General features: G+C 70.6%; 20 protein-coding genes. 5 read left to right on the forward strand and 15 right to left on the reverse strand.

Translation table 11 applies throughout. The features are described 5' to 3' along the window. Positions 1-4: 4 nt before the first annotated feature. Positions 5-4861 carry a diguanylate cyclase domain-containing protein gene (locus AABA78_RS28625; RefSeq protein ID WP_338267778.1) on the reverse strand — a complete coding sequence of 1619 codons (4857 nt, stop codon included), beginning with the start codon at positions 4859-4861 and terminating at the stop codon, positions 5-7. Positions 4862-5083: 222 nt separating this feature from the next. Between AABA78_RS28625 and AABA78_RS28630 the strand changes: the two genes are divergently transcribed. After that, the gene (locus AABA78_RS28630) at positions 5084-5857 is read left to right on the forward strand and encodes a ferredoxin--NADP reductase (RefSeq protein WP_338267780.1); all 774 of its coding nucleotides are present in this window, start codon (positions 5084-5086) and stop codon (positions 5855-5857) included. Between the two features lie 2 nt (positions 5858-5859). Here the strand turns inward: AABA78_RS28630 and AABA78_RS28635 are convergent, their stop codons facing one another. Beyond that, positions 5860-7002 (reverse strand): hypothetical protein, encoded by a 1143-nt coding sequence (locus AABA78_RS28635; protein WP_338267783.1) that lies wholly within the window; start codon positions 7000-7002, stop codon positions 5860-5862. A gap of 225 nt (positions 7003-7227) precedes the next feature. Between AABA78_RS28635 and AABA78_RS28640 the strand changes: the two genes are divergently transcribed. Next, on the forward strand, positions 7228-7479 hold the full coding sequence (locus AABA78_RS28640; protein WP_171419585.1) for a hypothetical protein: 252 nt from the start codon (positions 7228-7230) through the stop codon (positions 7477-7479). Between the two features lie 39 nt (positions 7480-7518). Here AABA78_RS28640 and AABA78_RS28645 read toward each other — a convergent pair whose 3' ends face one another. After that, positions 7519-8724, reverse strand: a complete 1206-nt coding sequence (locus AABA78_RS28645) for a DUF418 domain-containing protein (protein ID WP_338267787.1) — start codon at positions 8722-8724, stop codon at positions 7519-7521. A 341-nt stretch (positions 8725-9065) separates the two neighbouring features. Between AABA78_RS28645 and AABA78_RS28650 the strand changes: the two genes are divergently transcribed. Next, a complete protein-coding gene (locus AABA78_RS28650; RefSeq protein ID WP_338267789.1) occupies positions 9066-10100 on the forward strand; it encodes a GNAT family N-acetyltransferase in 1035 nt (344 codons plus the stop codon). On the opposite strand, the gene AABA78_RS28655 is transcribed toward AABA78_RS28650, so the two are convergent. The 11 genes from AABA78_RS28655 to AABA78_RS28705 form a co-directional block, all read right to left on the reverse strand. Continuing rightward, positions 10084-11496 (reverse strand): acyltransferase, encoded by a 1413-nt coding sequence (locus tag AABA78_RS28655; RefSeq protein WP_338267791.1) that lies wholly within the window; start codon positions 11494-11496, stop codon positions 10084-10086. The genes AABA78_RS28650 and AABA78_RS28655 overlap by 17 nt on opposite strands. Before the next feature lie 30 nt (positions 11497-11526). Beyond that, on the reverse strand, positions 11527-12162 hold the full coding sequence (locus AABA78_RS28660) for an FMN-binding negative transcriptional regulator (protein WP_338267793.1): 636 nt from the start codon (positions 12160-12162) through the stop codon (positions 11527-11529). Between the two features lie 20 nt (positions 12163-12182). Further along, positions 12183-13313, reverse strand: a complete 1131-nt coding sequence (locus tag AABA78_RS28665) for a GNAT family N-acetyltransferase (RefSeq protein ID WP_338267795.1) — start codon at positions 13311-13313, stop codon at positions 12183-12185. Further along, positions 13291-14175 carry an aspartyl/asparaginyl beta-hydroxylase domain-containing protein gene (locus AABA78_RS28670; protein WP_338267798.1) on the reverse strand — a complete coding sequence of 295 codons (885 nt, stop codon included), beginning with the start codon at positions 14173-14175 and terminating at the stop codon, positions 13291-13293. The genes AABA78_RS28665 and AABA78_RS28670 overlap by 23 nt, the downstream gene beginning before the upstream one ends. A 13-nt stretch (positions 14176-14188) precedes the next feature. After that, entirely contained in the window at positions 14189-15268 is a 1080-nt protein-coding gene (locus AABA78_RS28675; protein ID WP_338267800.1) for a DUF3419 family protein, read from the reverse strand. Positions 15269-15278: 10 nt separating this feature from the next. Beyond that, positions 15279-16001 carry an iron-containing redox enzyme family protein gene (locus AABA78_RS28680; protein WP_171419600.1) on the reverse strand — a complete coding sequence of 241 codons (723 nt, stop codon included), beginning with the start codon at positions 15999-16001 and terminating at the stop codon, positions 15279-15281. Further along, positions 15998-16732: a GNAT family N-acetyltransferase gene (locus AABA78_RS28685; protein ID WP_338267804.1), complete on the reverse strand. Its 735-nt coding sequence runs from the start codon at positions 16730-16732 to the stop codon at positions 15998-16000. The genes AABA78_RS28680 and AABA78_RS28685 overlap by 4 nt, the downstream gene beginning before the upstream one ends. A 226-nt stretch (positions 16733-16958) precedes the next feature. Then, entirely contained in the window at positions 16959-17756 is a 798-nt protein-coding gene (locus AABA78_RS28690) for a DUF3014 domain-containing protein (RefSeq protein WP_338267807.1), read from the reverse strand. A gap of 29 nt (positions 17757-17785) precedes the next feature. Continuing rightward, positions 17786-18307 (reverse strand): OmpA family protein, encoded by a 522-nt coding sequence (locus AABA78_RS28695; RefSeq protein WP_338267810.1) that lies wholly within the window; start codon positions 18305-18307, stop codon positions 17786-17788. 88 nt (positions 18308-18395) lie between these two features. Continuing rightward, positions 18396-19769, reverse strand: a complete 1374-nt coding sequence (locus AABA78_RS28700) for a sigma-54-dependent transcriptional regulator (protein WP_338267812.1) — start codon at positions 19767-19769, stop codon at positions 18396-18398. Beyond that, on the reverse strand, positions 19759-21885 hold the full coding sequence (locus AABA78_RS28705) for a sensor histidine kinase (protein ID WP_338267815.1): 2127 nt from the start codon (positions 21883-21885) through the stop codon (positions 19759-19761). The genes AABA78_RS28700 and AABA78_RS28705 overlap by 11 nt, the downstream gene beginning before the upstream one ends. 158 nt (positions 21886-22043) lie before the next feature. Between AABA78_RS28705 and AABA78_RS28710 the strand changes: the two genes are divergently transcribed. Then, positions 22044-22595 carry a glutathione peroxidase gene (locus AABA78_RS28710; RefSeq protein ID WP_171412252.1) on the forward strand — a complete coding sequence of 184 codons (552 nt, stop codon included), beginning with the start codon at positions 22044-22046 and terminating at the stop codon, positions 22593-22595. Between the two features lie 2 nt (positions 22596-22597). Here AABA78_RS28710 and AABA78_RS28715 read toward each other — a convergent pair whose 3' ends face one another. Beyond that, a complete protein-coding gene (locus AABA78_RS28715; protein WP_338267822.1) occupies positions 22598-23299 on the reverse strand; it encodes an MBL fold metallo-hydrolase in 702 nt (233 codons plus the stop codon). Positions 23300-23453: 154 nt separating this feature from the next. On the opposite strand from AABA78_RS28715, the gene AABA78_RS28720 reads away from it, so the two are divergent. Further along, positions 23454-24668, forward strand: a complete 1215-nt coding sequence (locus tag AABA78_RS28720) for an NAD(P)/FAD-dependent oxidoreductase (RefSeq protein ID WP_338267824.1) — start codon at positions 23454-23456, stop codon at positions 24666-24668. Positions 24669-24713 lie beyond the last annotated feature (45 nt).

Below are 24713 nucleotides of genomic sequence, written 5' to 3' on the forward strand. Positions count from 1 at the left end.
CGAGTCAGGCCGCTCGCGCCGGAGCGACCCGCACCTGGTTCCGGCCGCCGCGCTTGGCCGCATAGAGCGCTTCGTCCGCCGCGCGGAGGACCTCTTCAATCGCATCCCCGTGCACGCCAAGCTCGCCCAACCCTCCGGACGACGTGACCTTGAACGCGCCGGCTTCGCTCTGAAACGAGAGCGCGGCGACCGTCTGGCGGATGTGCTCGGCCAGGGCCTGCGCTCCGGCCAGGTCGGTGGCTTCGAGCACCACGCAGAACTCCTCGCCGCCGTAGCGGGCCACGAAATCCGTTGCCCGCGTACAGGTGCCCACGGCCTTCGCCACCGTGGCCAGCACCTCGTCCCCCGTTGCGTGTCCGTGCTTGTCGTTCACCGACTTGAAGTGGTCGATGTCCATCATCATCACGGTCAGTGGCAGGCCGCTCCGCCTCGCTCGGGCACTTGCCGTCTGGAGGTGCTCCTCGAGGGCTCTTCGGTTCCTCAGCCCGGTGAGCGCGTCGGTGTTCGCCTGCTGGTGCATCGCCGCCAGGTCTCGCTCCAGCGAGACTCGCTCCAACTGCAAGCGCGCCGCCCGCGCCGTCTCCAGCGCGACCGAGATGTGATTGGCGATGGCCACGAAGATGACCTCGTCCTCGCGGCCAAACACCCCTCGGGCCAGCCGGTGGTCCAGGTAGACGACCCCGAGCAGCCGCCCGTGCAGGAGCAGCGGCGCGGCCATGATGCTTCGCAAGTCATTGGCGAGGATGCTCTCGGTGGCCCGGACCTCGCCCTCGTCGGTGCCCGTGACGACGAGCGGCCGGTGCGTGTCGCGGACCCGCTCGATCACGGTTCGGCTGTATCCGCCCAACTCCGCGAGGTCCACTCCGCCCGCGCCTCGTCCCACACTGAGTGACAGCTCCTGCGTCCCCTCCGGGCAGAGCAACAGGAACGCTCGCTCCGCCCCGAAGATCCGCACGATGACGTCCAGCGCCACCCGCGCCTGCTCCCGTGGCTCGAAGACGTTCGCGCAGGCCAGGCTGACCTCGAGCAGGGCGTCGAGCTGTCGTTGCAGACGCAGCGCGTGCGCCGGGGCTTCTTCCGTGGGATCCGAGCCAGAGGTGCTCCGGCTGGAGGACTCCACCTGGAAGTGGGCCCGCACCCGCCGGGCGCGCGCCTCCCAGCCGGCCTCGTCGGCCAGCGTCAACGCGAGCCGCGCCTCGCGGCGGGAGGACTCCATCCGTCCCCGCTCGCGGAAACGCTGGGCACGCTCGACCATCACCTCGAAGAGCACCCACGGGCAGTCCACCTCGCGGGCCAGTGCCTCGGCCCGTGCGAGCAGCTTCTCGGAGCGGGCCGCGTTGCCCTCAATCCGCCGCAGCATGCCCTCGCAGAGGAGCGCATGGGCCCGGAGCACCGGGGTCGTGGCCGCTCGCTGGAGCTCCGCGATGGCCGCTCGCGTCCTGCCCAGCAGCTCCTCACGGTTCCGGGGCGTGCTCGCCCGGAGCTGCGCGAGGCGCGCGTGGGCGGCGTAGACGAAGAAGAGCCGCAGGTGGAAGGGCGTGAGCTCCGGCCGCATCCCGAGCCGGGCGTGCCGCGCCAACGCCTCCTCGAGCGCGGGCCCCAGCTCTCCCTGCTCCAGGTGGAAGAGCACCAGGTTCTGCAGGTAGACGCTCCAGCGCCAGCGCTCACCTGGCGCCTTCTCCACCATCCGCCGGACGTGCTGAAGCTCCTCGAGCCCGTCCGTGGGGCGGCCGAGGATCGCCAGGATGGCCCCGAGGAAGGACGGGTAGGGGTGCCCGAGGAGCGCCGCGTCCGCGCCCGCGCTCGCTGGGGCCGCACGCGCGTGCGCACGCCGGATCCACGCCTCCGCCTCGCGCACGTACCCTCGGGCGAGCATCGCCCACGCCGCGTCCACGCAGCCGTTGACGAAGTCTCCGGCGTCGAGGAAGCGCCCGTAGGCATCCACCCAGCGCCGGTGCTGCACCTCCGCGCCGGACGAGTCCCCGGCGATGTGCGTCGCGATCCCCTGGTACAGCAGACTTCGGGCGATCAGCGCGCGGTCGTTGAGCTGTTCGGCCACGCCCGCCGCTTTCGCGGACTCCTTCGCCGTGGCCGCCGGACGCCCCAGCACCGCCTGCACGATCGCGTTGTTCCCGAGGAAGAAGACCAGCTCGCGACCCGGCCCGAGCCGCAGTGCCGAAGCCCAGGGCCGGTAGGTCATCTGGAGCAGCAGCAGGTTGCGGACGTCAAAGTAGGCGACGTGCGCCCCCAGGTCGCAGAGCTTGGCGAAAAGGCGGTGGCGCTCTGCCTCTTCGCCGCGCGCGTGTTGCAGGCGCGACCCGAACAGGCTCGTCACCCATCCGACGAGCCAGGCCCAGAGCAGCACCCACACGCCTGATATCAAGCTGCGCGGATGCCGGATGCCAAGCTCGGCCATGCCCGAGGCGATGTCGGACCAGGCCTGTTGGGTGTCGAAGCCTCCCAGGTGGACATGCGCGAGCCGGCAGCGGAGCTCCGCCCGTCGCGCAGGGATGCGTTCGGCGGAGAGGGCCAGGGTGTACTGCTCCACCGCTTCGGCCAGCCGACCCGAGCGAGCGCAGGCATCTCCGCGCGCGGTGGCCAGCTCCGCGTCCCGTGGCAGCCCCAGCTCGCTGGCAGCCCGCTGCGCGGCCTCGAGGAAGCCGTGGGCCTCCTCGTTGGCGCGCTCCTCCAGGGCGAGCTGGCCCGCGGCGAGGTTGGTCTCGTAGCGCCGCCGCGCATGCTCGGGCGCCTCACCGAGCTCATAGTGACGGGCCAGGGCATACGTCTTCGATGCGTCCTGTCCCTCCTGGGCGTCCAGCGCGGTGGCGATCCCCCGGTGCAGCGCGCGGGCCTCGTCCACCGAGAGCCCTCCGAGGAGCGCCTCGCGGACGCGGTTGTGGACGAAGGCGCACGTCCCCGTGTCCTTGAAGTCCACCAGTCGCGCCGTCACCGCCTCGGAGAGCGCCGCCAGCACCTCGTCCTCCCCGAGCCCGCAGATGGGGCCGAGCAGCGCCGTGGAGAACCGCAGCCCGACCACCGCCGCCGCGGTGAGGACCCGCCGGGCTTCGTCCCCCAGCGACCCGAGCCGCCGGACCACGAGCTGGATGACGTCCTGGGGGAGCTGCAGCCGATCCAGCTCCTCGGTGTCGAGCTTCCACGCGCCCCAGTGCGGGACGAGGAGCCCGGAATCCAGCATCGCCCGGACGTACTCCACGACCGCCAGCGGCAGCCCGTTGCTCCGGGACGACACCGCCTCCACGAGCTCCGCCGAGACGGCGCGGCCTCCGAGTTCGCTCGACACGAGCGCCTCCACCTCGGAGGGCCCCAGCGGCCCGAGCCGCAGGACGACCTCCCCGGCGCCTCCGATGGCGTCGGTGAAGGCACGCAGGCCTTCCGCGCACTCGGGCTCGTCACGCGCGGTGCACAGGAGGACCAGGGGCGCCTGCGCGAGCAACGTCGAGAGCCAGCGCATGACCTGGAGGGTGGCCGGATCCGCCCACTGGACGTCGTCGAGGAGGAACGCCGCGCCCGGATGGAACTCGGCGAGGCGCACCAGGAATCGGGCCACGGCGCCGTAGAAGAGGTCCTGCGCCTCATCGGGCCGGGCCTCCTCGCTCGCGTCGCGGAACAGGAGGGAGAGTCCCGGCGACAGCCGCTTGAGGAGCCCGGCCGCGTCTCCGGCGGCCTGGCGGATGCGCTGCTCGGCGGCTTCGCGCTCGGCGCCGGGCAACCGCCGCAGCTGCCGGAGGTGCTCGTCGATGGCCTCGCGCAGGGGGGCGAAGGGCAGGGGATCCGCCTGGAGGCACTTGCCCTCGAGGACCAGCGCCCCGGCGGAGCGCGCCTGTCGCGCCGTCTCGCGCATCAGCCGGCTCTTGCCGCTGCCGCTCTCGCCGTGGAGGAGCGCCACCCCGCCGCGCCGCTCCAGCGCGCGGCTCCACAGCCGGGACAGCGAGGCGAGCTCCGCCTCACGGCCGGTGAACGCGGACTCGGCGACCGGCGTCGCACGGAGCTCCGCCTTACTGGGCAAAAGCCCACCGGGGGCCTCCGGTCCGGAGCGCTCGCAGAGGCGGTCGAGGTCGGCGGCGAGTGCTTCGCCGGACGGGTACCGGTCGTCGGGATCCTTGGCGAGGAGCTTCTCGATGACCGCGACCAGGGCCGGGCTCAGGTCCGGGCGCAGGACGCGCAAGTCCGGCGGGCGGTGCGCGGCGTGCTGCCGCAGCAGCTCGCCCACGTCGGTGGCGGTGAACGGGGGCCGGCCGGCGGCACCCTCGAAGAGGATGGCCCCGAGCGCGTACAGGTCCGCGCGTCCGTCCACGGGACGCTTGAGCATGCCGGACTGCTCCGGCGCGCTGTATTGCAGCGTCCCCGCCAGCTTGCGGCCCGCCTCGCCGCCGGTAGCGCGGGCGACGAACCCGAAGTCGATGAGCGTGGCGCGCCCGGTGTCCGAGACCACCACGTTCTGCGGTTTGACGTCCCGGTGGACCAGCCCGTGCCGGTGGACCTCCGACAGCGCCCCGGCGAGGTCCCGGGCGATGGCAATCAGCGACGCCTCCGTCGGCCGCCCCTGCGCGAACCAGGCCGCGAGGCTGGGCCCGAGGACGAGCTCCAGCAGGAGGTACGGCCGCCCCTCCACGTCACCCACCTCGAGGATCGCCGGCAGGCTCCGGTGCCGCAGACACGCCAGGAGCGCGGCCTCCCGGCGGAAGCGGGTCCGCGAGACATGACCGGAGCGCGCCACGTCCTCACGGAGGACCTTCAGCGCGAAGACGGCTCCCCCTCGCGAGGCCCGGTAGACCACGCTCTGCGAGCCGCGGCCGATCTCCGCCTCGAGCTGTAGGTCGCCGAAAACGCCGTGCCCCATGCCTTCCCATCCTAGCCGTGAATCCGCTGGGGACCGGGTTTCCGCCCGGTCCCCGTCCAGGGGAGCGCGGGAGGAACGACTGGAGAGCTGAACCCGTCGATAAGCGCAAGGCTGGCCGCCCGCCCTCTTCTCCTGTTATCGGCGGGGAATCCGTCGCAGAACGCGGCTTGTTCGGGCGCGAGGTGCTCGTGAAGGCCTCTGACCCTCTTTGGGAGCAATGACGTGAGCAGTCTCATGAAGGAGTCCGTGCTGCGCGTGCATCACTGGACCGACACCCTGTTCAGCTTCGTCACCACGCGCGACCCGGGCTTCCGCTTCGCCAGTGGTCAGTTCACGATGATGGGCCTGGAGGTCGAGGGCCGGCCGCTGCTGCGCGCCTACAGCATGGTGAGCGCGCACTATGACGACCACCTCGAGTTCCTGAGCATCAAGGTGCCCGGCGGGCCGCTGACCTCCCGGCTGCAGCACCTGAAGGAAGGGGACCAGGTGCTCGTCAGCAAGAAGGCGACGGGCACGCTCGTGCTCAAGCACCTCTTGCCCGGCAAGAACCTCTACATGCTGAGCACCGGCACGGGCCTGGCGCCGTTCCTCAGCCTCGCGAAGGACCCGGAGATGTACGAGCAGTTCGACCGGGTCATCCTCACGCACACCTGCCGGCGGGCCGAGGAGCTGGCCTACCACGACCTCTTCCTCCACGAGCTGCCCCACAACGAGTTCTTCGGGGAGCTGGTGAAGCAGAAGCTCACGTACTACCCGAGCGTCACGCGCGAGGACTTCCGCAACACGGGCCGCATCACCGACCTCATCCAGAGCGAGAAGCTGTTCAAGGACGTGGGCCTGCCGCCGCTGAACCCGGAGGTGGACCGCGTGATGCTCTGTGGCAGCCCCGGCATGCTCGCGGACCTCACGACCATGCTGGAGGCGCGCGGCTTCCGGGAGGGCACCCCTGGTGAGGCCGGGCACTACGTCACCGAGAAGGCCTTCGCGGAGCGCTAGTTTCAGAGCACGCTCTTTCCAAGCGCCAGCAACACATCGAGGAAGCGACGGTTGGCGAAGAGCAGGGGCACCATGGGCGCCATGGCCGCGATGAGTACGGCCAGTGCCGCACGGACGTCCACCGGGAACCAGCGCATGCGGCGCGCGACGCTGAAGGACGACCCCAGGTCCACGAGGGACGAGAACTCGGGCGCGCCCAGGAGTTCCTGCCCCGCGGGCAGCTCGCGGTGGAACCACCGTTGCTCGAAGTGCCGCGAGTGCCAGGCGGCCACCCCCGAAAAGGCGTGGTCCCCGCGCCGCTTCGCGATCAGGAGCTGACGGCTGAAGAAGGCCAGCGGGGCGAAGACGACGACAACGCTGAGCAGCGCGAAGGCGAACAGGTGAAGGGCGTAGTCGGTGAGGTCGGCGCTGGGGGCGCGCCCCAGCCGCTGCGCGGTGAGCGTGGAGGCCACCGCGAGGACGATGAGCGCGAAGCTGGCCTGGCAGGTGCCGAGGAACCCCAGGCCCCCCGCCAGGTCAGGATGGGTGGGCACGAGGGCGAGCGGCAGCCGGGAGACCCTGAACAGGAAGACGGCCCACAGGACGCTCCGCCAGAGCCAGCGCAGCAGCAGGAACCGGATGAGGGGCATGCTCACCACGAGGTACCACCCCCCAGCCAGGGTGAGCGGGCCACCGGGCTCCGCGTGGACCCAGGCCGGGTTCGCCTGATGGGGCAGGTCCATGAAGGACACGGCGAAGGAGGCGACCAACAACCCGGCCTCGATGCTGGCGCTGCGCTTCAGCCGCATCACGCCGCGCGCGATGCCCTCGAAGGTGGCCAGGTCCTTTGTCTCAATCAGCTCCGAGACGACGAACTGGCGCACGGCCGCCTTGAGGCTCAGGTCGATGTAGCGCTCGACCGCGATGAGCAGCGGTAGGGACACCAGGAACTCGACGTGGATCCCCAGGTCGCGCAGGAAGGCATGTGACACGGAGGGCCCGCCCTGGAGCAACGACAAGGCAAGGAGCGGCAGCCAGCCCACCAGCGTCAGGACGAGGATGCGCACGGGCCGGGAGACACGGAGGGGGCGGGCGGGGGAGCGCCGTCGATGGAACGCGCTTCCCTGGACGAGCGAGAAGTCGAGCAGTGAGGCGGGGACGTCCATGGCGATTTCAAAGCTGCGCCTTGGGAGCCGCCCTGGCCAGTCATCGCGCCGCTTGCCCTACCGCTGGGGCGAGAGCTTTCCAGGCATCCACGTGCGCCAGGGCTCGCCAGGCGGGGGATTCAATCCCTTTGCAACGGGATGGTTCGTTTGAGAGGCATTGAATTGCAAGCGCCCGCCTGCTTCCGATATTCAGACAGCCGCGGTTCCCACCGAGAGGAGCTCCCGATGCTGACGCGTGTCGTGAAGAGTGCTTTCGTCGTGATGGGGCTGGGGTTTGCCCTGGCCTGTGGTGGCGCGGAGACGACGGACGCCGAGCAGCCGGAAGGAGTCACGGCCGAGGCCCAGGCTCCCGAGTCGGGTGACGTCTCCGCCCAGGTGGGCCCGGGCTGTGGTGGCTTCAAGCAGCGGTGCTGCGAGGGCAAGTACTGCAACACCGGCTTCGAATGCAGTCCTTCGACGCTGACGTGCCTCTACTGAAGCCGCTCCGAGGCACCTCGTGGCTCCGCCCGGGGTGCCTCACCGGAGAGCACCGTAGGTGAGTGAACGCCACAGCCATTCCGCAGGGCCGAAGCGGAAGTGTCTCAGCCAGACGTGGCTGAGCAGCACCTGCACCGCGAAGAGGCCCAGCGCGATGCCGACACAGTGTGACGGCGGCACGCGGCCGATGAGCCCCAGGCCCCAGCCGTTGTAGAGACACAGGCTCAGCACCGTCTGCATCAAATAGTTCGTCAGCGCCATGCGGCCCACGGGGGACAGCACCGCCAGCGCCCGGCGCCAGCGCTCACGCTGGAAGAGCAGCGCGAACCCGGCCAGGTACGCGGCGCCCAGGAGCATGTAGCCCAGCTCCTGGAGTGCCATCAGGAGGAACAGGCCGGCGTGGGTCGCTGGCTCCAGCCTCTGGGCTCGCAGCTGGAACGCCAGCAGTCCTCCCGCGTTGAGCAGTCCTCCCACGCCCAGGCCCCACCCCAGCACCCGGCGGAGCAGGGCGCGGTGGCGCTCCACGTCCTGCAGCCATCGATGACGCCCCGCCAGCAGGCCCAGGAGGAATCGGCCCAGGATGAGCGTGAGCCAGATGAGCAACCGGGGGGAGCTGAACCACGTCCGCAAGACGTAGCGGGCGTTGCCGGCCTGCGCCGTCCAGACCGAGTCACTGGAGAGCGCCGCCAGCAGCTCGGCCCGCAGCTCCGATTCAGGGGCATGCGCCGCCGCGCCGGGCCCCCACAGCTGAAGCGCGAGCACCAGGGGCGGCATCACTCCCAGCAACACCACCACCCAGCGCCACAGCGTCTGGTCCGACCTCCCGGCGAACAGCAGCAGCAGGAGGCCCGCCAGCGCGTACAGGTGGAGGATGTCGCCCATCCAGAGCGCCAGCAGATGCACCGCTCCGAAGCAGAACAGCACCCCCATCCGCCGCAGATGGATGGGGACGTGCGAGGTGCCCCGGTCCTCTGCTCGCGACAGCTGGAGGGAGAAGCCCAGACCGAAGAGGAAGCCGAAGAGGTTGAGGAACTTGTGCGCCACGAAGAACAGGAAGAGGGCGCCGGTCACCAGCTCGGGGAGCGGCGACCCCAGGGACTGGAGCTGCGCGGGTGGCAGCAGGTTGCGGCCTCCGAACCAGAGGAACGAGTTCGAGACGAAGACACCGCACAGCGCGAAGCCGCGCATGGCATCCACCATTTCGACGCGCTCTCGAGACGACACCGGCTGGGCTGAATGAGACACGGGGACATCCTGCGGGGAGCCCCTGACATCGCCGCGGAACCACGGTTGGGTTTTGTGACAGACCGCCGGCAACCCGCCGGAGCCTTCCCGTGTCATGGGGCGCCAGGGCACTGTTCCGCCTCCGATGTCCGCGGAGGAATGACATGCGCGGTAGCAGTGCCGAAAGGCTTTCATCCGTCGAACACGGCTCCGGCGGAGTGACAGTCCGGGATGCCGGTGCGGCGTTCTGGAAGGACGGTGGCGCGCGTGATTGGGATTGCTGGGTTCCCGAGGGACACTTCAATCTCAGCCAGCGCTTCCTCAAGTGCGCCCAGCACATCCAGATGGAGGGGTTCCATCAGGTGCCTGTCACGCTGAGCGACGGGCGCGGGCAGCCTGTCGGTGTCGCCGCCACGTATCGCAACACCATCGACGGGGCGGACCTTGGCAATGAACGGATCCAGCAGGCCGTTCACCTGGTGCGCGGCGCGGCTCCGCGCTTCCTGAAGTACGGCGTCATCGAAGTCGGCAACCCTGCCGGGGTGGGATTCCCGGTGCGCTCGTCGCTGTCCAGCACCGAAGCCATCACGACCCTGGCGCGCTGGGCGCAAGCGGAGGCGGACCGGCAGCGTTCGTCGCTGGTCGTCATCCGGGACATCGAGCCCACGGTCGCGCCTGACGCCGTGGAGGTGCTCCGTCGCCTGGGCTTCGTGCCCTCGCCGCTTCCGGCGGCGTTCGTCGTCCCGCTGCCGTTCACCTCGTTCAATGAATACAAGGCCCACATGCGGGCTCGCTACCGGGCGCGGTTGGCGGGGTGCATGAAGGAGACGGCCTCGCTTCGCGTCGAGGTGGTGGAGCAGTTCGCGGAGCTTGCGCCACAACTCACGGCGCTGTGGCGGACCCTCTACGACCGCGCCACCCAGTACCGGCGGCTGGTCCTCACCGAGGGCTTCTTCGCCTCCGCCAGCGACATGCCCGAGGCGAAGGTGATGCTGCTGCGCCGGCCTGATGACAGCGTCGCCGGGTTCGGGCTGCTGTTCCTCGACGGTCCCATGCTGCGGTTCTCCTGCACCGGCTTCTCGCGAGAGGCGGCGCTGGAGGAGGGCGTCTACTTCCGGCTGCTGTACGAGGTCGTCCGCTACGCCATCGAGCATGGCTGCAAGGCGGTCAACATGGGGATGACCACGGCCGGGCCGAAGATGAGCGTCGGTGCCCAGCCCGTCCACGTGTCGGCCTGGATCTGGCACCGCTCGGCCTTGCAGCGTCAGGGATTGGGCTGGCTCACCCAGAACCTGATGAAGCCGCCGCCTCCCGTGGAGCGGAACGTCTTCAAGGAGGACGTCCCCCTGTTCCAGGACCCGGCGCTGTCGGAGCAGCCGGTCACGCCCCGGCCCTGAGCCGTTCACCGATGTCCAGCCGGATGGCCTCCTGCACGTGGGGCCAGTCCGCCAGGTTTCGCGCCAGCGTCCGGAAGTGCTCCCTCCGGACGCTCACCCGCACCACCTGCTTCATCCGGCCGTCCTCCATGCGGGGCAGGACCGTGCTGTGGAAGGCCGGCAACAACAGCCACTTGTTGAGCTGCGAGCTCCTCAGCAGCGTGACGAAGGCCGCGCCGTCGAAGCGCACGTGCGCCAGTTCCTGACTGGTCCAGTTGGAGGAATAGACGCGGTCCCTCCCGAGCAGCCAGTGGTGATACACGCTGGCTTGGCTGGTGTTGCGGCGCCAGTAGTCCGCCCAGTGCAGGTCCTCGCACAGCTGCGTCCGGCCATAGGCAGACACCACGGCCCGGTTGCGGAGGGCCAGCTCGGTGACGCTCGAGTTCCACAGGTCCGCGCGCCTCAGCACCGCGGACGCGTTCCCCAGGCAGTTGGCCACCGACCCCGGTGGCGCGCCCAGCAGCTCGCGGACGTCGATGGGGAAGTACAGGCCCACTTCGGAGGACGCTCGTGGATCGCGGGTGCACTCGCCGAAGAACTTCAGCAGCGTCGCGTTGACCACGTCGTTGGTGGACACCTTCGTGCCCGAGGCCTGCGCCTGGGTCTTGATGGCGTCGACGCCGTCCTCGTCCAGGAAGAGGCAGACGGGCACGGCATCCGTCACGGCCTGCTTCAGGTAGCGCGCGATGCCCAGCGCCGCCTTCGCGCGCGAGATGTGGACGATCCCGTGACGGCCCTGCCTGGAGGGCTGGACGCCGGCCGCTTCGCCCGGCTCGCCCAGGTGCCTCCAGATGTCTCGCCGGTCGAACACCGGCGGTTCGCCGGGCCCGTGGTCCGGGTCGCTGTAGGCGTCGGAGACCGCTCGCAGGAAGTCGTAGATGCCATGCAGGTCCGTCAGCGCGTGGTTCCAGCTCAGGCCCACCACGGAGGCGTCACGGAAGTGCGTGAGCTTCAGGTGTAGCAGCGGGCGGCGCCCGTCGTGGCTCGGCGGCTTCCCGGGGGCCAGCCGGGAGACGAAGTCCCCTGAGTAGAGGATCCTCCGGTCTCCCGTGGGGAAGGGCGCGTCGACCTCGTCGAGGTCCAGGCCGACGGCGCTCATGCCCTCACGGACCCCGGGGCGCGGCGGGTGGTGGCAGATGACCAGCACCGCGTCTTCCTGCTGCCTCAGGGTGCCGTGGAAGAACGGATAGCGGATCAGCGTCGCGCGGAGTGCCTGGGTGAAGCGCTCGGTGTCGATCCTCCCGCTGAAGACCGCCGCGAAGCTCACGAACATGTCCTTGAGCGCGACGTCCACGGCGCTCAGCGCCCACGTCCGCTTCAGCGGTTCGGAAGGGGTGAGGACTCGCTGCCGTGTCATGTGCGGGGGCCTCCGGCGAGAGGAACTGCGTCAGGGTTTTGTGCGCGTGCGCGACCGCTCGCGCATCAGCTCGACCAGGGCCAGCGCCTCGCCGCCCTGTCCCGCCAGCGCTTCCATCATTCCCGCCTGGTCTTCCGCCGAGCGGTTCTGGCCCAGCTTGAACTTGCCCTGGAGCTCCTCGATGGGCAGCTCGAAGCCGACGATCTGCTCCAGCATCCGCGCGTGCTGCTCATCGGACAGGCGGGTGTCGTGCCCCGGGGCTCCGATGGCGGGCTCGTACTCCGCGATCATCGCGTCGATCAGCTTGGTCAGCTCCGCTTGTGTGTCGATGACCCGGGGCCGCCCGAGCGCGTGTACCACCGCGTAGTTCCAGGTCGGCACCGAGGGCCGCACCTTGTACCAGGTGGGGGAGATGTAGGCGTGGGGGCCATGGAAGACGCAGGTCACCTGCCGCTCGCCGTCGAAGTCCTTCCAGTGCGGATTGGCTCGCGCCACGTGTCCCAGCAGCGTGCCCTTGTCGCCACGGCCGGGCACCAGCACCAGCGGCACGTGTGAGACGTTGGTGCCGGAGCCGTGCGAGATGACGGTGCTGAAGCTGTGCTGCTTCATGAACGCGTGCAGCGCGGGGAGGTCCGACTCCTGGAAGGTGCGGGGCGTGTAGAGCATGCGGTCCTCGACGAGGGCGGTCAGATGCTCAGGGCGGAGAACACCCTGGGCCCGACCGCGTTGTAGATGCGTCGGAGCAACGACCAGGACAGCCTTGCACGCCAGGAGAGGTGAGAGAAGCAGAGCAGTTCGTACTCGGTCAGCGGCGTGGCCCCTCGCTTCTGCTTGAACTGCCCGGAGCCCGAGCTCAGGTTGAGCGGCAGACCCCGCTGTTCGGCCAGCTGCATCAGGTGGCTCATCCCCGCCCGGTACAGGCCGTGCTTGCGCGACAGCACCGGGTCGTGGCCCACCACGGAGCCGATCAGCTCTCCGCCCGCGACGAAGCAGGTGACGAAGTAGGCGAGGCGTCCCTCCACCTCGATGCCGTAGACCTCCAGCAGCCCCTGCCGGAACACCTCCTCGAACCAGGCCTCCGTGAAGAAGGCGTTATGGTCGGAGTACTTGTCGATGTAGAGCGCCCGGTACAGCTCGCGCAGCCGGTCGATGGCGCCCGGCTCGGCGGCCGTGAGCCGGCGCAGGTTCGCGCGGTGCTGGTTCAGCAGGTTGCGGTCCTGCCGGAACTCCCGGGGCGGCTTCTTCCCTTCCTCGTGCCGCCACACGTACATCTGCCGGTTGAAGATGGCGTGCAGCGCCGCGCCCGGGCGCTCCCGGGCCACCGCCGCCGCCGTCTCCGCGGTGGCCCGCTTGAAGACGAAGGCGTGATCCGGGAAGCGCTCGCGCAGCGCCTGCGTCAGCCTTTCAAGCTGCTCCGGCGTGAAGCGAAGCGCCGGCCCCGTGGCCACCATCCAGTGGTTCACGTAGACGACCCGGTCCAGGTGCCTGGGGCGGATGACCGTCCGCACGGCGCGGATGAACGCGAGGAGCGCCCGCCGCGTCCCGGGCTCCTTCACGGAGGCCACGAACTCCTCCGCGTAGGTGATGTAGTTGATGAACGGCGACGTGAGGTAGCAGTCGCTGTCCGCGCCGTCGTTGACGATGAGCGGTGTCACCTCGCCATCCACGTCCGCCAGCAGGACCCGGTGGCGGGTGTTCCCGATGAACGGCGTGGTGCCGCGCTCGACGTAGTGGCCGACGAGCTTCGACGCAAGTCGCGCGCTGTCGCTGCCCTCCGTGGACGGAGGGGCGCGCTCAATGAGCCTGACCGGAGCCATGGCGCACGTCGAACGAGTACACCGGGGTCGTGCCCACGGTGAGCGTCACATCCCGCACCGCTTCGCCACGGAACGTGTAGCGCAGGCGCGCCTCCGGCCCCATGCCCAGCAGGTCCACCGTGTCCTCCGACACCGGCACGGCCTTCAGCATCGGCTGCTCGTTGACGAAGATGCACAGCTCGTTGTCCACCATGCGCATGCCGCCCCTGGCCTCGGCCGTCAGCGGCGCGAGCCCGGTGCCGGGCAGGCTGAAGCCCTGGGGGAGGGTGAAGTCGAAGGCGAAGCGCTCGACGATGCGCGGATCCAGCTCCGCTTCCGTGACTTCGCTCCCCATCGCCTGGAGCGACGGCGGGACTTGCTGGGGCGGGAAGAGGTGGAGCAAGGCGTCGTCCGCCGTCACGTCCAGCACCAGGTGGATGCGGGCCACAGTGCTCTTGTTCACGCCGTGGTGCGGCAGCGAGAAGTCGCCGTACCAGAACTCCCCCGCGCGCCAGACACACCGCTGGCCGCCCACGAAGAACTCCACGTCGGGGTGGGTGACGACGGGGATGTGGAGCCGGACGATGCGCTTGGAGAGGAACGCGTCCGAATGCTCGCGGATGACGCCGCCGGGCTCCAGGCGCAGCAGGCGCGCCAGCCGCAGCTTCAGCCCCAGGCCCGAGAGCAGGTCGCGCAGGTAGGGGGCCTGCTCCAGCACGGGCGACGCCCCCGACGTGGCGGAGTGCAGACAGATGGAGGTCCACCCTTGATGGCCTTCGCCCGGGTAGCCCGCGGGCAGGGCTTCCACCTGACGCCGGACGGCGTGGTACGCCTCTTCCAGCGCCTGCGGGTCGAACGTCTTCGTCAGCTTCACGGCATGCATGGGACGGCGCTCCTCAAGAACGTCGTTGATAGAGATGGATCCGCCAGAGCTGCGTGCGCTCCCGGGCGATGGCGTCCTGGTAGCCGTCGGAGACGACCTCGTAGCCCTGGACCTCCGGGGCGGCCACGCGCAGGTGTCCCCGGGTGACGACCAGGGCGTCCGGCGTGAGGCCGGGCTTCATCGCGTTCAGGAAGTCGCGCTCGCGCTCCGGTGGGAGGAACGAGGGCACGTCGGAGAGCGACACGAAGTCCACGCCCCGCTGCTCCTGGACGTGCTGGATGATGTCGCCCCGGACGTACTCGATGTCGGTGTCGCGCGCGGCCCGCTGCGCCGCCAGGAAGACGTCGGCGTCGCACTCGATGGGGTAGCCCTCCGGGTAGCGGAGCTCTCCGAAGAAGACCAGCTGGAGGAAGAAGCTGGAGCGCACCGGCAGCGTGCGGAAGAGCCGGTCGAAGATGTCCCAGTAGATGCGGAACGCGCTGCCCGGGAGGTTCTTCTTCGGGAAGTCCCCCCGGTAGAGCAGCGAGTTGAGCACCGCCGAGTTCCCCATCAAGAGGAGCACCAGCTTCCAGGCTCCCTTGGGGAACCCGCCGTCCAGATACGTGCGCTGACCCGCGACGTCCGGCTGGTCGAACATCCTCCGCCCGCGCTGGCCGGTGAACAGCCCGACGAAGCGCGACAGCGTGCGCAGCATCCCCTCGAAGCGGCCCAGGTAGACGATGCGCTCGCCGGCCTGGACCGCCTTCCACACGGGGTCCAACGCCGTCCGCGCGGAGCCCGACAGGGGCAGGGTGGCGAGCAGCTCCAGCCGACGCTGGATGGACATGGCCTCGTAGCCCAGGAGCCCCAGGTACTCCGCGTGGTTCAGCTGGCGGAGCGCGGCGATGCGCAGCTCGGTGAGCGCGAGCTGGGTGTCGGAGATGTCCACGCACGTCAGCTTCCGGGGCGCGCGGGCGAGGAGCGGCACCACGCGCCCGCCGCTGCCGGCGACGGCCACCACGTGCCGGGCATCCGCCGGCAGGGCGTGCAGCTCGACGCTGGAGTCCTCGTCGCCGAGCGAATAGTTCAGGTGGCTGAAGTAGGCGCGTGCCATGGCGTGGGGCTCACAGCGCCTTGAGGAAGGCGGCCCGCTCGCTGCGCCCGTCGACGAGCTGGGCGTAGGCGTCCGCCACCTCGTCCATCATCCGCCACGTCAGCCGCAGGCTGGTCTCCATCACCTGGGCCACGTCCTCCCAGTCCTCGGGCGTCCTGCACTTCTTGGCGATCATCTCGTCGACCGCCTGCGAGTGCTCCGCGTCGATGTCCGAGTGCGCGACGAAGAAGGTCATCTGCGCCGGGGTGAGCCCCAGCGTCTTCTGCACCTTGCCCAGGAGCGGCCGGATGTAGTCGTAGCAGCTCTCCGCCCAGAAGCTGTACCCCAGGCGCTGCAAGGGATTGCCCTGGTAGGAGACCCAGTACAGGTACGCGATGAGGACCTCCGTCGCCGGCAGGGCGCGCGGGATGGGGAACCCCGGCGCAAGGCCCATGCTGGCCACGTCGTGCAGGGCCATCTGCTCGTGGCCGACCTCCTCCTCCGCGTGGTTGAAACAGAACTTCTGGTAGTGCCGGTCGTCCTCACAGCGCACGCCCACCAGCGCCTGGTTGCGGGCGTTGTGACGTGTGTAGTGATACGTCTCAATCAGATACAGCGCGTAGAGCGCCTTGGTGACCTCACCCTGCTGGACGGTGCGGACGAAGCGGGACTGGGCCAGGAGCTCGTCCCAGACCTGGGAGCGGCGGTGCTTCAGGGCCTCCAGGCCGGGGGCTGCCTGTGTCGTGTCGGTCATGTCTGTTCCACCTCAACCAAGCGGGAGTAGGCGTCCGGTGAGTCATTCAGCCGGAGGCGGGTGAGTCGTTCGGACATCCGGGTGCTCGCGGCGATGAGCTGCGGCCAGGTGCCCGCCATCAGCGTGTAGGGCTGGGGGCCCCGCATGGGCACGCGGTGCTGCTCCTCCGAGGACGCGGCTAGCCCGTAGCGCTCGAACACGGTGCGCGCGGCCCGGCGGCACAGCCCGACGATGCCGATGTAGCCCTCCGTCATGGCCCAGGTGCACGCCGCGACGAGCAGGCGCGGCGTGACGGAGGGGCTGCGCGCCTCCGGGTCCACGACCAGGCGGCTGAACTCCGCGTAGCCGTGGAACCGGGACGCCTCACCCTCCAGGGAGGGCGCGAGCGCCTGGAACTCGAAGGGGCCGGGCGTGATGCGCAGGCTGCCCACGAGCTGGCCGTCGCGGCTGGCGTGGAAGTGCGCGCTGCGCTCGTCCAGCTCCAGCCGCCAGTCCAGCTGGAGCTGCTCGGGGCTCAGCAGGTAGCTCAGCCGCGCCCGGTACTGGGCGTCGCGGAACTGGCGCACGCGCTCGACCTCGGCGGGGGTCGTCGCATGGAAGAAGGGGCCTGCCAACACCACGGGCGTCTGGCCCGCGCCGAGCCGGGCCATCCGCGTCTCCAGGACGCTCATCGCCGCGAGACGGGAGGCGAGCTCCTCGTCGCGGGATGCGCCACCACCTGTATCAGCCACGGACTTCCCCCTCTGACTCTCGCAATGCTGCCGCTGGCGGCGGGCGCCGACGCAAAGGCATACGTGTTCAAGGAATTGGAGGCGAGGTGTCTCGCCTGCAACAGAACAGTCGCCTGGATCGGCATGCCGCGTAAAGCGCGCCAGGGGTAGACATCCCGTCGCGGCGGGAGACTCCCTTGCGAGTAGAGCGCTTGCCCATTCGAGGCAAGACACCGCACGTCCGGGGCTACGGCTGGCGGGCCTGCTCCGCCGACGGAAGGCCCAGGGCCGCCGCCAGTTCGGTGAGCTTCGCCTGCACCTTGCGCATGTTCTCCGGCCCCATCCGCAGCAGGTGTTTCTCCGCCGCGCTCAGCGCTTCCAGGCTTGGATCCGCGTAGACGTAGAGCGCTCCCTTGGGTGCCAGCTCCACGGGCGCCTTCGGCACGGGGACCCGGGTGAGACGCCCGATGGCCTGGGACAATGTTTCATCCAGGCTCCTGCCCGGCGGGGCCAGCTCCGCGTGGGCGGCATCCAGGAGCGGCTTGAGCTCCTGATACACCTGCCCCGCGGTCTTCGCGTCCAGTGAGGTGATGACGCGGGTCACCCCGTCGTACCGGGTATGGCTTTCCGGCGCCGCCACCGTACGGCCCTGACGCTTTGTCACGCGGAAAGGGCCCGCTGGCGCCATGAAGGACAGGGGCATGCGCGGGCTCTGCCCGTCGGCGATCAGGTTCGCGGAGGCAGCAAAGCGGCGGACCAGGTCCTCGGCGGCCAGCCAGCGCGCGAAGTCCGCGTCGCTGGAGAGCCCCTTCAGCAGGTCCCGCACGCGAGGGTCGGTGCCGGAGAGCTGCACCGCCGGGGGCGCGGGCGGGGCCGGGGGTGAGGGCTGGGCCGTTTCAGGCGCAGGGGCGGGGGGCGGCTCCGGCGTGCGCAGGATGAAGAAGCTCGCTCCTGCCAGGAGGGCCACTCCGGCGGCGATGCCCAGGGGCCAGCGCAGGGAACGGACAGGAGAGGGCGGACGGGGGGCGTTGTCGGTGGGGAGCATGGGCGTGGAGCGCGTGGGGGTGAAAGGGATTACAGCTCGCCGGCGTGGGCCTGCTCGGCCAGGCGGAAGGAGAACTCCGCGCGGCGGTTCTTCTCCGGGGCGTTCACGTCCGCGGGCCGCTCCTCTCCATAGGAGATGACGGAGATGCGACCGGGCTCGACGCCCAGGTTCACCAGGTAGGCGCGCACGCTGGCCGCCCGGCGCTGGCCCAGCGCGACGTTGTATTCCGTCGTGCCCAGCTCGCAGGTGTGGCCCGCCACCGTCACCTTCGCGAGGCCGCGCTGACGCAGGGCCTGGGCGATGCGCGCCAGCTCGTCGGTGGCCTCGGGCGGGAGGATCGAGGAGTCGAGCGGGAAGTAGATGGGCGTGGCGCTGAGCGCCGCGAGCGCCTGCTCCGCGTCGTCGCCGGGCGCGGGCTTCGCCGCGTTGCCGCGATCGCTGACGGACGGGGCCGGCGTGTGGGCGTCGGCCGTGCTCGGGTTGGCCGCGCGACGGGCGCAGCCGGTGAGGCCAATGACTGACAGCAGCAGGAACAGGTGGGTTCGGTTCATGCCCTGATACATGAGCAAGGGCTGTGCCGCTGTCCTCCCGTCGGGCGCCGCTCGCGGTGCGGCGCAATGACTGGCAAAGCGCGTCGTCCTAGCGTTGCGAAACGCCGCTGTCGGTGCGCTCCCTGCGGTGGATGGTGGAGACATCAATCCCCAGCAGCTCCGCCGCCCGCGTCTTGTTGCCTCCACAGCGGGCGACCACCCACGCGATGTATTCACCCTCCAGCTGCCTCAGTGGCACCACCTGTCCATGGGCCGCGGCCAGCGGGTGGGCCTCCGGCGCCGCGTCCGTGGTGTGCAGCTTCAGCTGGGCCAGGTCCACGGTGGGCTGCGCGCCCAGGACCACCAGGCGCTCCACCAGGTTCTCCAGCTCGCGCACGTTGCCGGGCCAGGGCATGCGCGCGAGCGTGGCCACCACCTCGGGGGCCAGGGTGGTGACGGGGGAGCGCGGATTGCGCGCCCGCGCCTGCGCCACGAAGTGCTCGGCGAGCTTGGGGATGTCCTCCGTGCGCTCACGCAGCGGCGGGACGCGGAGGGACACGACGTTGAGCCGGTAGAAGAGGTCCGCCCGGAAGCGGCCTTCCTTCACCCGCGCGTCCAGGTCCTGATGCGTGGCGGCCAGGATGCGCACGTCCACCCGGCGCGAGCCGTCCGCGCCCACGGCCCGCACCTCGCCGTCCTGGAGGACGCGCAGCAGCTTCGCCTGGAGCTCCGGGGGCATGTCCCCGATTTCGTCGAGGAAGAGCGTGCCGCCGTCCGCCTCCAGGAAGAGGCCTCGGCGCGTGGTGGTGGCGCCGCTGAAGGCGCCCTTGATGTGGCCGAACAGCTCGCTCTCCAGGAGGGCGTGGGGCAGGGCGGTGCAGTTGACCGCCACGAAGGGCGCGGGGCTCCGGGGCCCCTCCGAGTGCAGCGCCCTGGCGACCAGCTCCTTGCCGCTGCCGCTCTCCCCCCGGATGAGCACCGGCGCTTCCGAGGCGGCCACGCGGTCGATGAGCTCGTAGAGCGTCCGCATGGGCACGCTGTGGCCCAGCAGCGCCCCCAGGCCGTTGCGCTGGGCCACCTGCCGCTTGAGGTCGCGGTGCTCGGTCTTCAGGCGCCGGGCCTCCAGCGCCCGCCCGACGTGGAGCAGCACCTCGTCCAGGCGGAAGGGCTTGGTGAGGTAGTGCCAGGCGCCCCGCTTCATCGCCTCCACCGCGCTCTCCACCGCGCCGAAGGCGGTCATCAGCAGCACCGGCAGCTCCGGGTCGTGCCGCCGCGCCGCCGCGAGCACGTCCAGCCCGTCCACCTCCTCCATGCGCAGGTCGCACAGCACGACGTCGTAGACGCGGGCCTTGAGCTGGGCGATGGCGTCCGCGCCGCCCGTGGAGAGGTCCACGCGATAGCCCGCGTCCGTGAGGGGCTCCTTCAACATCTGTCCCATCTCCTCGTGGTCATCCACCACGAGGATGCGCGCGCTAGACGGCATGACGTTCCTCCCAGCCAGGCGCGGCGGCCACCGGCCACCGCAGCGTGACGACGGTGCCCCGGCCGGGCTCGCTGTCGACCCCCACCTGGCCCCCATGGTTGCGGACGACCTGGGCCACCACGCTCAACCCCAGGCCCGTGCCCTGGCCCCGCTTCTTGGTGGTGAAGAAGGGGTCGAACACCTGGTGCAGGTGCTCCGGCGCGATGCCCCGGCCGTCGTCCTGCACGCGGATCTCCACCTGCTCCACCGCCCCGGCGTCCGCCGCCGCGCACGCCCTGGCGCTCAGCCGCACGTGGCCTCCGGCGGTGCAGGCGTCACAGGCGTTGAGGGCCAGGTTGAGCAGCACCTGCTGGAGTTGATCCGCGTCCGCCGCGAGGCACGGGAGCCGCTCGGGCACGTCCCACTCGAAGTGGACGCGCCGGCGCTCGGCCTCCACGTCGAGCAGCTCCTGGAGGCCCCGGACGACGGGCGCGAGCGGGACGACGCCGGCCCGCGCGGGCTGCAGGCGCGAGAGGTCCAGGAGCTGCCGGATGATGCGGCTCACCCGGTCGATCTGCGTGACGATGGCGCTGAGGCCCCGGCCCTGCGGGTGCTCCACGCCGCCCACCTTCTGGAGCATGTACTCGGCGTGCCCCCGGATGATGCCCAGTGGCGTGCCAATCTCATGCGCCACGCCCGCGGCGAGCACGCCCACCGTGGCCAGCTTCTCCGCGCGCAGCAGCTGGTCCTCCAGCATGCGCACGTTGCTCAGGTCCTCCAGCACCAGCAGCGTGCTGGCCTCGCCGTCGCCGTGCTCCAGCGGGACGGCGTGGACGTTGAACTGGTCCTTCTCGTTGAAGAGGCTGAGCGGTTCGCCGTGCAGGCTGCGCACGGCGCCCTTGTCCCGCGCGGACAGCACCAGCGCCCCCAGCCGCTGCACCGCCGCCGAGGGCGCCGTGGGGAAGGCCTCCGGGAGGGTGCTGCCCACGGCGCTGTCGGGCAGGCGTGCCCGGAGGGCCTGGTTCACGGCGCTGATGCGGCCTTCGTGGTTGAGGGCCAGGATGCCCGTGGGGATGTGGTCGAGGATCTTCTGCGTCTTCTCGTGCAGGTGCGCGAACCTCGCCGCGTGGCGCAGGCTCTCCCGGAGCGCCACGGCCCGGCGGTTGGCGAGCACCACGTAGGTCCCGAACGCGACCAGGAACACCGCGACGAGCAGCGCCGCCAGCGACAGGCGCAGCACCAGGGTGCGCTCGTGGGAGCGCAGGGCGTTCGTGGAGGAGAGCGTCGCCACGGACCAGGACGCCTCGCCGCGCATGCGCAGGGGGCGGAACGTGGCCACTGCGTCCGCCTGCCCCAGGCCCAGGCGCTGCGCCTCCGCTTCGTTGAGCCGCAGCGTCCCGGACGCGCCCGCGCGCATCCGCGCCACCAGCGCGCGCAGCCCCGGCACGAGCGTGCCCGCGGAGTCACCCAGCCGTCCGTGCCAGGACGCCAGGGCCGGGTCGCTCATGGGCGCGGGCGTGCCGTGCGCGCCCAGCAGGAGCAGCCGCGCGTTCCCGTCCACCGTCACCATGCGCAGCGGCGCGAAGAGGGGCTCGGTGTCCACGAGGATGGCGACGGCGCCTCCGCCCCCGGGCGCGTCGGAGTCGATGCGGGTCGCGAAGACGCGCATCCACCCGGACGACGCGGCACCTTCGATGGGGTGCGAGGGGATGACGTGCCCCACCGGGGCCGCGAGCGCCTGACGCGCGGTGTCCGCGAGCGCCGGGGGATGGACGGCGTCCCTGGGCAGGTGGCGCGACTTGTGGTCCACCAGGAAGAGCCGCTCCTCGCCGTCCGGGCCCAGCACGGCGATGGCGCGGTACTGGCCCACGGACTCCAGGAGCGCCCGCAGCTCGTTGAGGTGATCTCCAGTGGAGCCGGGCTGGGCGAGCAGCTCGCTCGCGAAGCGCAGGTTGTCCCCCAGGTCCTCGAGCGAACGGGCGACGCCGCTGGCGGCTTCCTCCAGCTGGGCCTGCCGGTCCCTCCCGAACTGTTCCACCAGCGCCTGCCGGTCGCGCTGGATGAACCACACGGCTCCGCCCGCCACGCTGGCCAGGGCGAAGAGCAGGAGCAGGAGGGGAGCGAGGAGCCGGTGCATGGGTGGGAGGGAGTCCACACAACGCAAGGCCCGGGCCAGCCGTTCCCTCCAGGGGCCCGCGCCTCTGGCCCTGCCGGGACCGCCGCAAATCACCACACCGGGACTGGCACTTTGCCGCGCTAGAGTGGCCGCCCCCTCGAACGGAGACCGAGCTGAACATGAGCCAGAACCTCTTCGACATCCCCCTCAAAGGCATCGACGGCGCCCCCCGGACGCTCGGTCAGCACAAGGGCAAGGTCCTGCTGGTGGTGAACGTCGCGTCCAAGTGCGGCCTGACGCCCCAGTACGAAGGCCTGCAGAAGCTCTACGCGAGCAAGCAGGCGCAGGGCCTGGAGGTGCTGGGCTTCCCCGCGAACGACTTCCTGGGGCAGGAGCCGGGCAGCGAGGCGGAGATCCAGCAGTTCTGCACGCTGAAGTACGACGTGACCTTCCCGATGTACTCGAAGATCTCCGTGGTGGGGCAGGACAAGCACCCGCTCTACCACGCGCTCACGGGCGCCATCCCGGAGGCCACGGGCGAGGGGCCCATGCGCGCGAACCTCAAGGGCTACGGCATCACGGCCAACCCTCCGCCGGAGGTGCAGTGGAACTTCGAGAAGTTCCTCATCGGCCGGGATGGCCGCGTCGCGGGCCGCTTCGCTCCGGACGTGGCGGCGGAGGATCCGCGGCTCGTGCAGGCCATTGACGCGGAGCTGGCGAAGCCGGCCTGACGTCAGGCCCCCGGCACCGGGGGCTCCGTCCGTCCACAGGCGCGGTTGGCCGGGACGGCGAGGTCGATCTTCCTGGGGCGGGGCAGGTTGAGGGCGTTCATCACCTGGATGAACTCCTCGCGGCTCTTGCCCGCGAGCCGCGGGTTGTGGCGCTTCTCCTCGCCGATGCTCGTCGCCGTGTTCCCGTGGTAGTCGTGCCCGGGATAGACGAGCGTCGCGTCCGGGAGCTGGAAGAGGACGCCGGTGATGGTGTCGTAGAGCTGGCCGGCGCTGCCGTTCTGGAAGTCGGTGCGGCCGTTGCCCCGCACCATCAGGGCGTCCCCGGTGAAGACGCGGTCGCCCAGCAGGTAGCTCACGCTGTCGTCCGTGTGGCCCGGCGTGGCGAGCACCTGGAAGACGCACTGGCCGACGTACACCGTGTCTCCATGCCGCACGTGGAGGTCAGCGCACTCGGCCCCTCCCGCTCCGGCCACCACCTTGCACCGCGTGCGCTCCCGAAGCACGCCGGACGCGGTGACGTGGTCCGCGTGCACGTGGGTGTCGAAGACGTGGGTGAGGACCAGTCCCAGCTCGGCCACCAGCCGCAGGTCGCGCTCCACCTGCTCCAGCACCGGGTCGATGAGGGCGGCCTGACGCGTGGCCTCATCCCCGATGAGGTAGGTGTAGGTCGAGGACTCGGAGTCGAAGAGCTGGCGGAAGATCATGTCGGGGCCTCCGGGTTCGGGCGCGTGAATCCTGCTCCGGAAGCCGGGGGCCAGGAAAGGGTGTCCACCTCTCAACGTGAACTCGCCCCGGAGCGCAGTTGCCTGGGGGCACTCGCGCACGCAGGCTCGCCCGCGCTCACACGGAAAGGCAGGCATGTCCGCTCCCACGCAGCACCACCGCGTGCTGATCATCGGCGGCGGCACCGCGGGCCTCACGGTCGCGGCACGGCTGCGGCGCAAGGGCGTACGGGGTGTCGCCGTCCTTGAGCCTTCCGCGCATCACTACTACCAGCCGCTGTGGACGCTGGTGGGCGGAGGCGCCGCGGACATCGCGAGCTCCGTGCGGCCCCAGGCGGACTACATCCCGGCGGGGACGCAGTGGGTGCAGGACCGGGCGGAGGAGGTGGACCCCGTCCTGCGGCAGGTGCGCACGCGAGGGGGTGAGTGCCTGGCCTATGACTTCCTCGTGGTCGCTCCCGGCATCCAGCTGGACTGGGACCGGGTGCGCGGCCTGCGCGAGGCGCTGGAGACGCCCTTCGTGTCCAGTAACTACGACTTCCGGCTGGCGCCGAAGACGTGGGAGATGGTGCGGGCGTTCCAGGGCGGCACGGCCCTCTTCACGCACCCGGCCACGCCCGTGAAGTGCGCGGGGGCGCCGCAGAAGATCATGTACCTGGTGGCGGACCACCTGCGCCGCAGCGGGCTCGCCGGGAAGTCTCGCGTCGTCTTCGGCTCGGGGGCCCGGAGCCTCTTCGCGGTGCAGCCCTTCGCGCGGGTGCTGGAGGGCGTCGTGGCCCGCTACGGCATCGAGACGCACTTCGGTCACGATCTGGTCGAGGTGCGCGCGGCCACCCGCGAGGCCGTCTTCGCGGTGACGCGGGACGGGCGCAGGGAGGAGGTGACGGTGGGGTATGACCTGCTGCACGTCACGCCCCCGCAGAGCGCGCCGGACTTCATCAAACGCAGCGCGCTCGCGCACCAGGACGGCCCGAACGCGGGTTGGGTCAAGGCGCACAAGCACACGCTCCAGCACCCGGAGCACCCGAACGTGTTCGCCATCGGAGACGCGAGCGACCTGCCCACGTCCCGCACCGGCGCCGCCGTCCGGGCGGAGGCTCCAGTCCTGGTGGAGAACCTGGTCGCCGTGATGGAGGGGCGGGAGCCCACGGCCCGGTATGACGGCTATGCGTCCTGTCCGCTGGTGACGGGCTACGGGCGGATGCTGCTCGCGGAGTTCGACTACGAGGGCAAGCCCGCGCCGAGCCTTCCGTTCATCAACACACTGGTGGAGCGCCGCGACCTGTGGCTGCTCAAGAAGTACGGGCTGCCGCGCCTGTACTGGGACGGGATGCTGCGGGGGCGCGCCTGACACTTGGGAAAGGGACCTCTCGACGAGGGGGCCCACCCGTGCCAG

Origin of the sequence: Corallococcus caeni, from assembly GCF_036245865.1 — a bacterium.
Taxonomy (GTDB): domain Bacteria; phylum Myxococcota; class Myxococcia; order Myxococcales; family Myxococcaceae; genus Corallococcus; species Corallococcus caeni.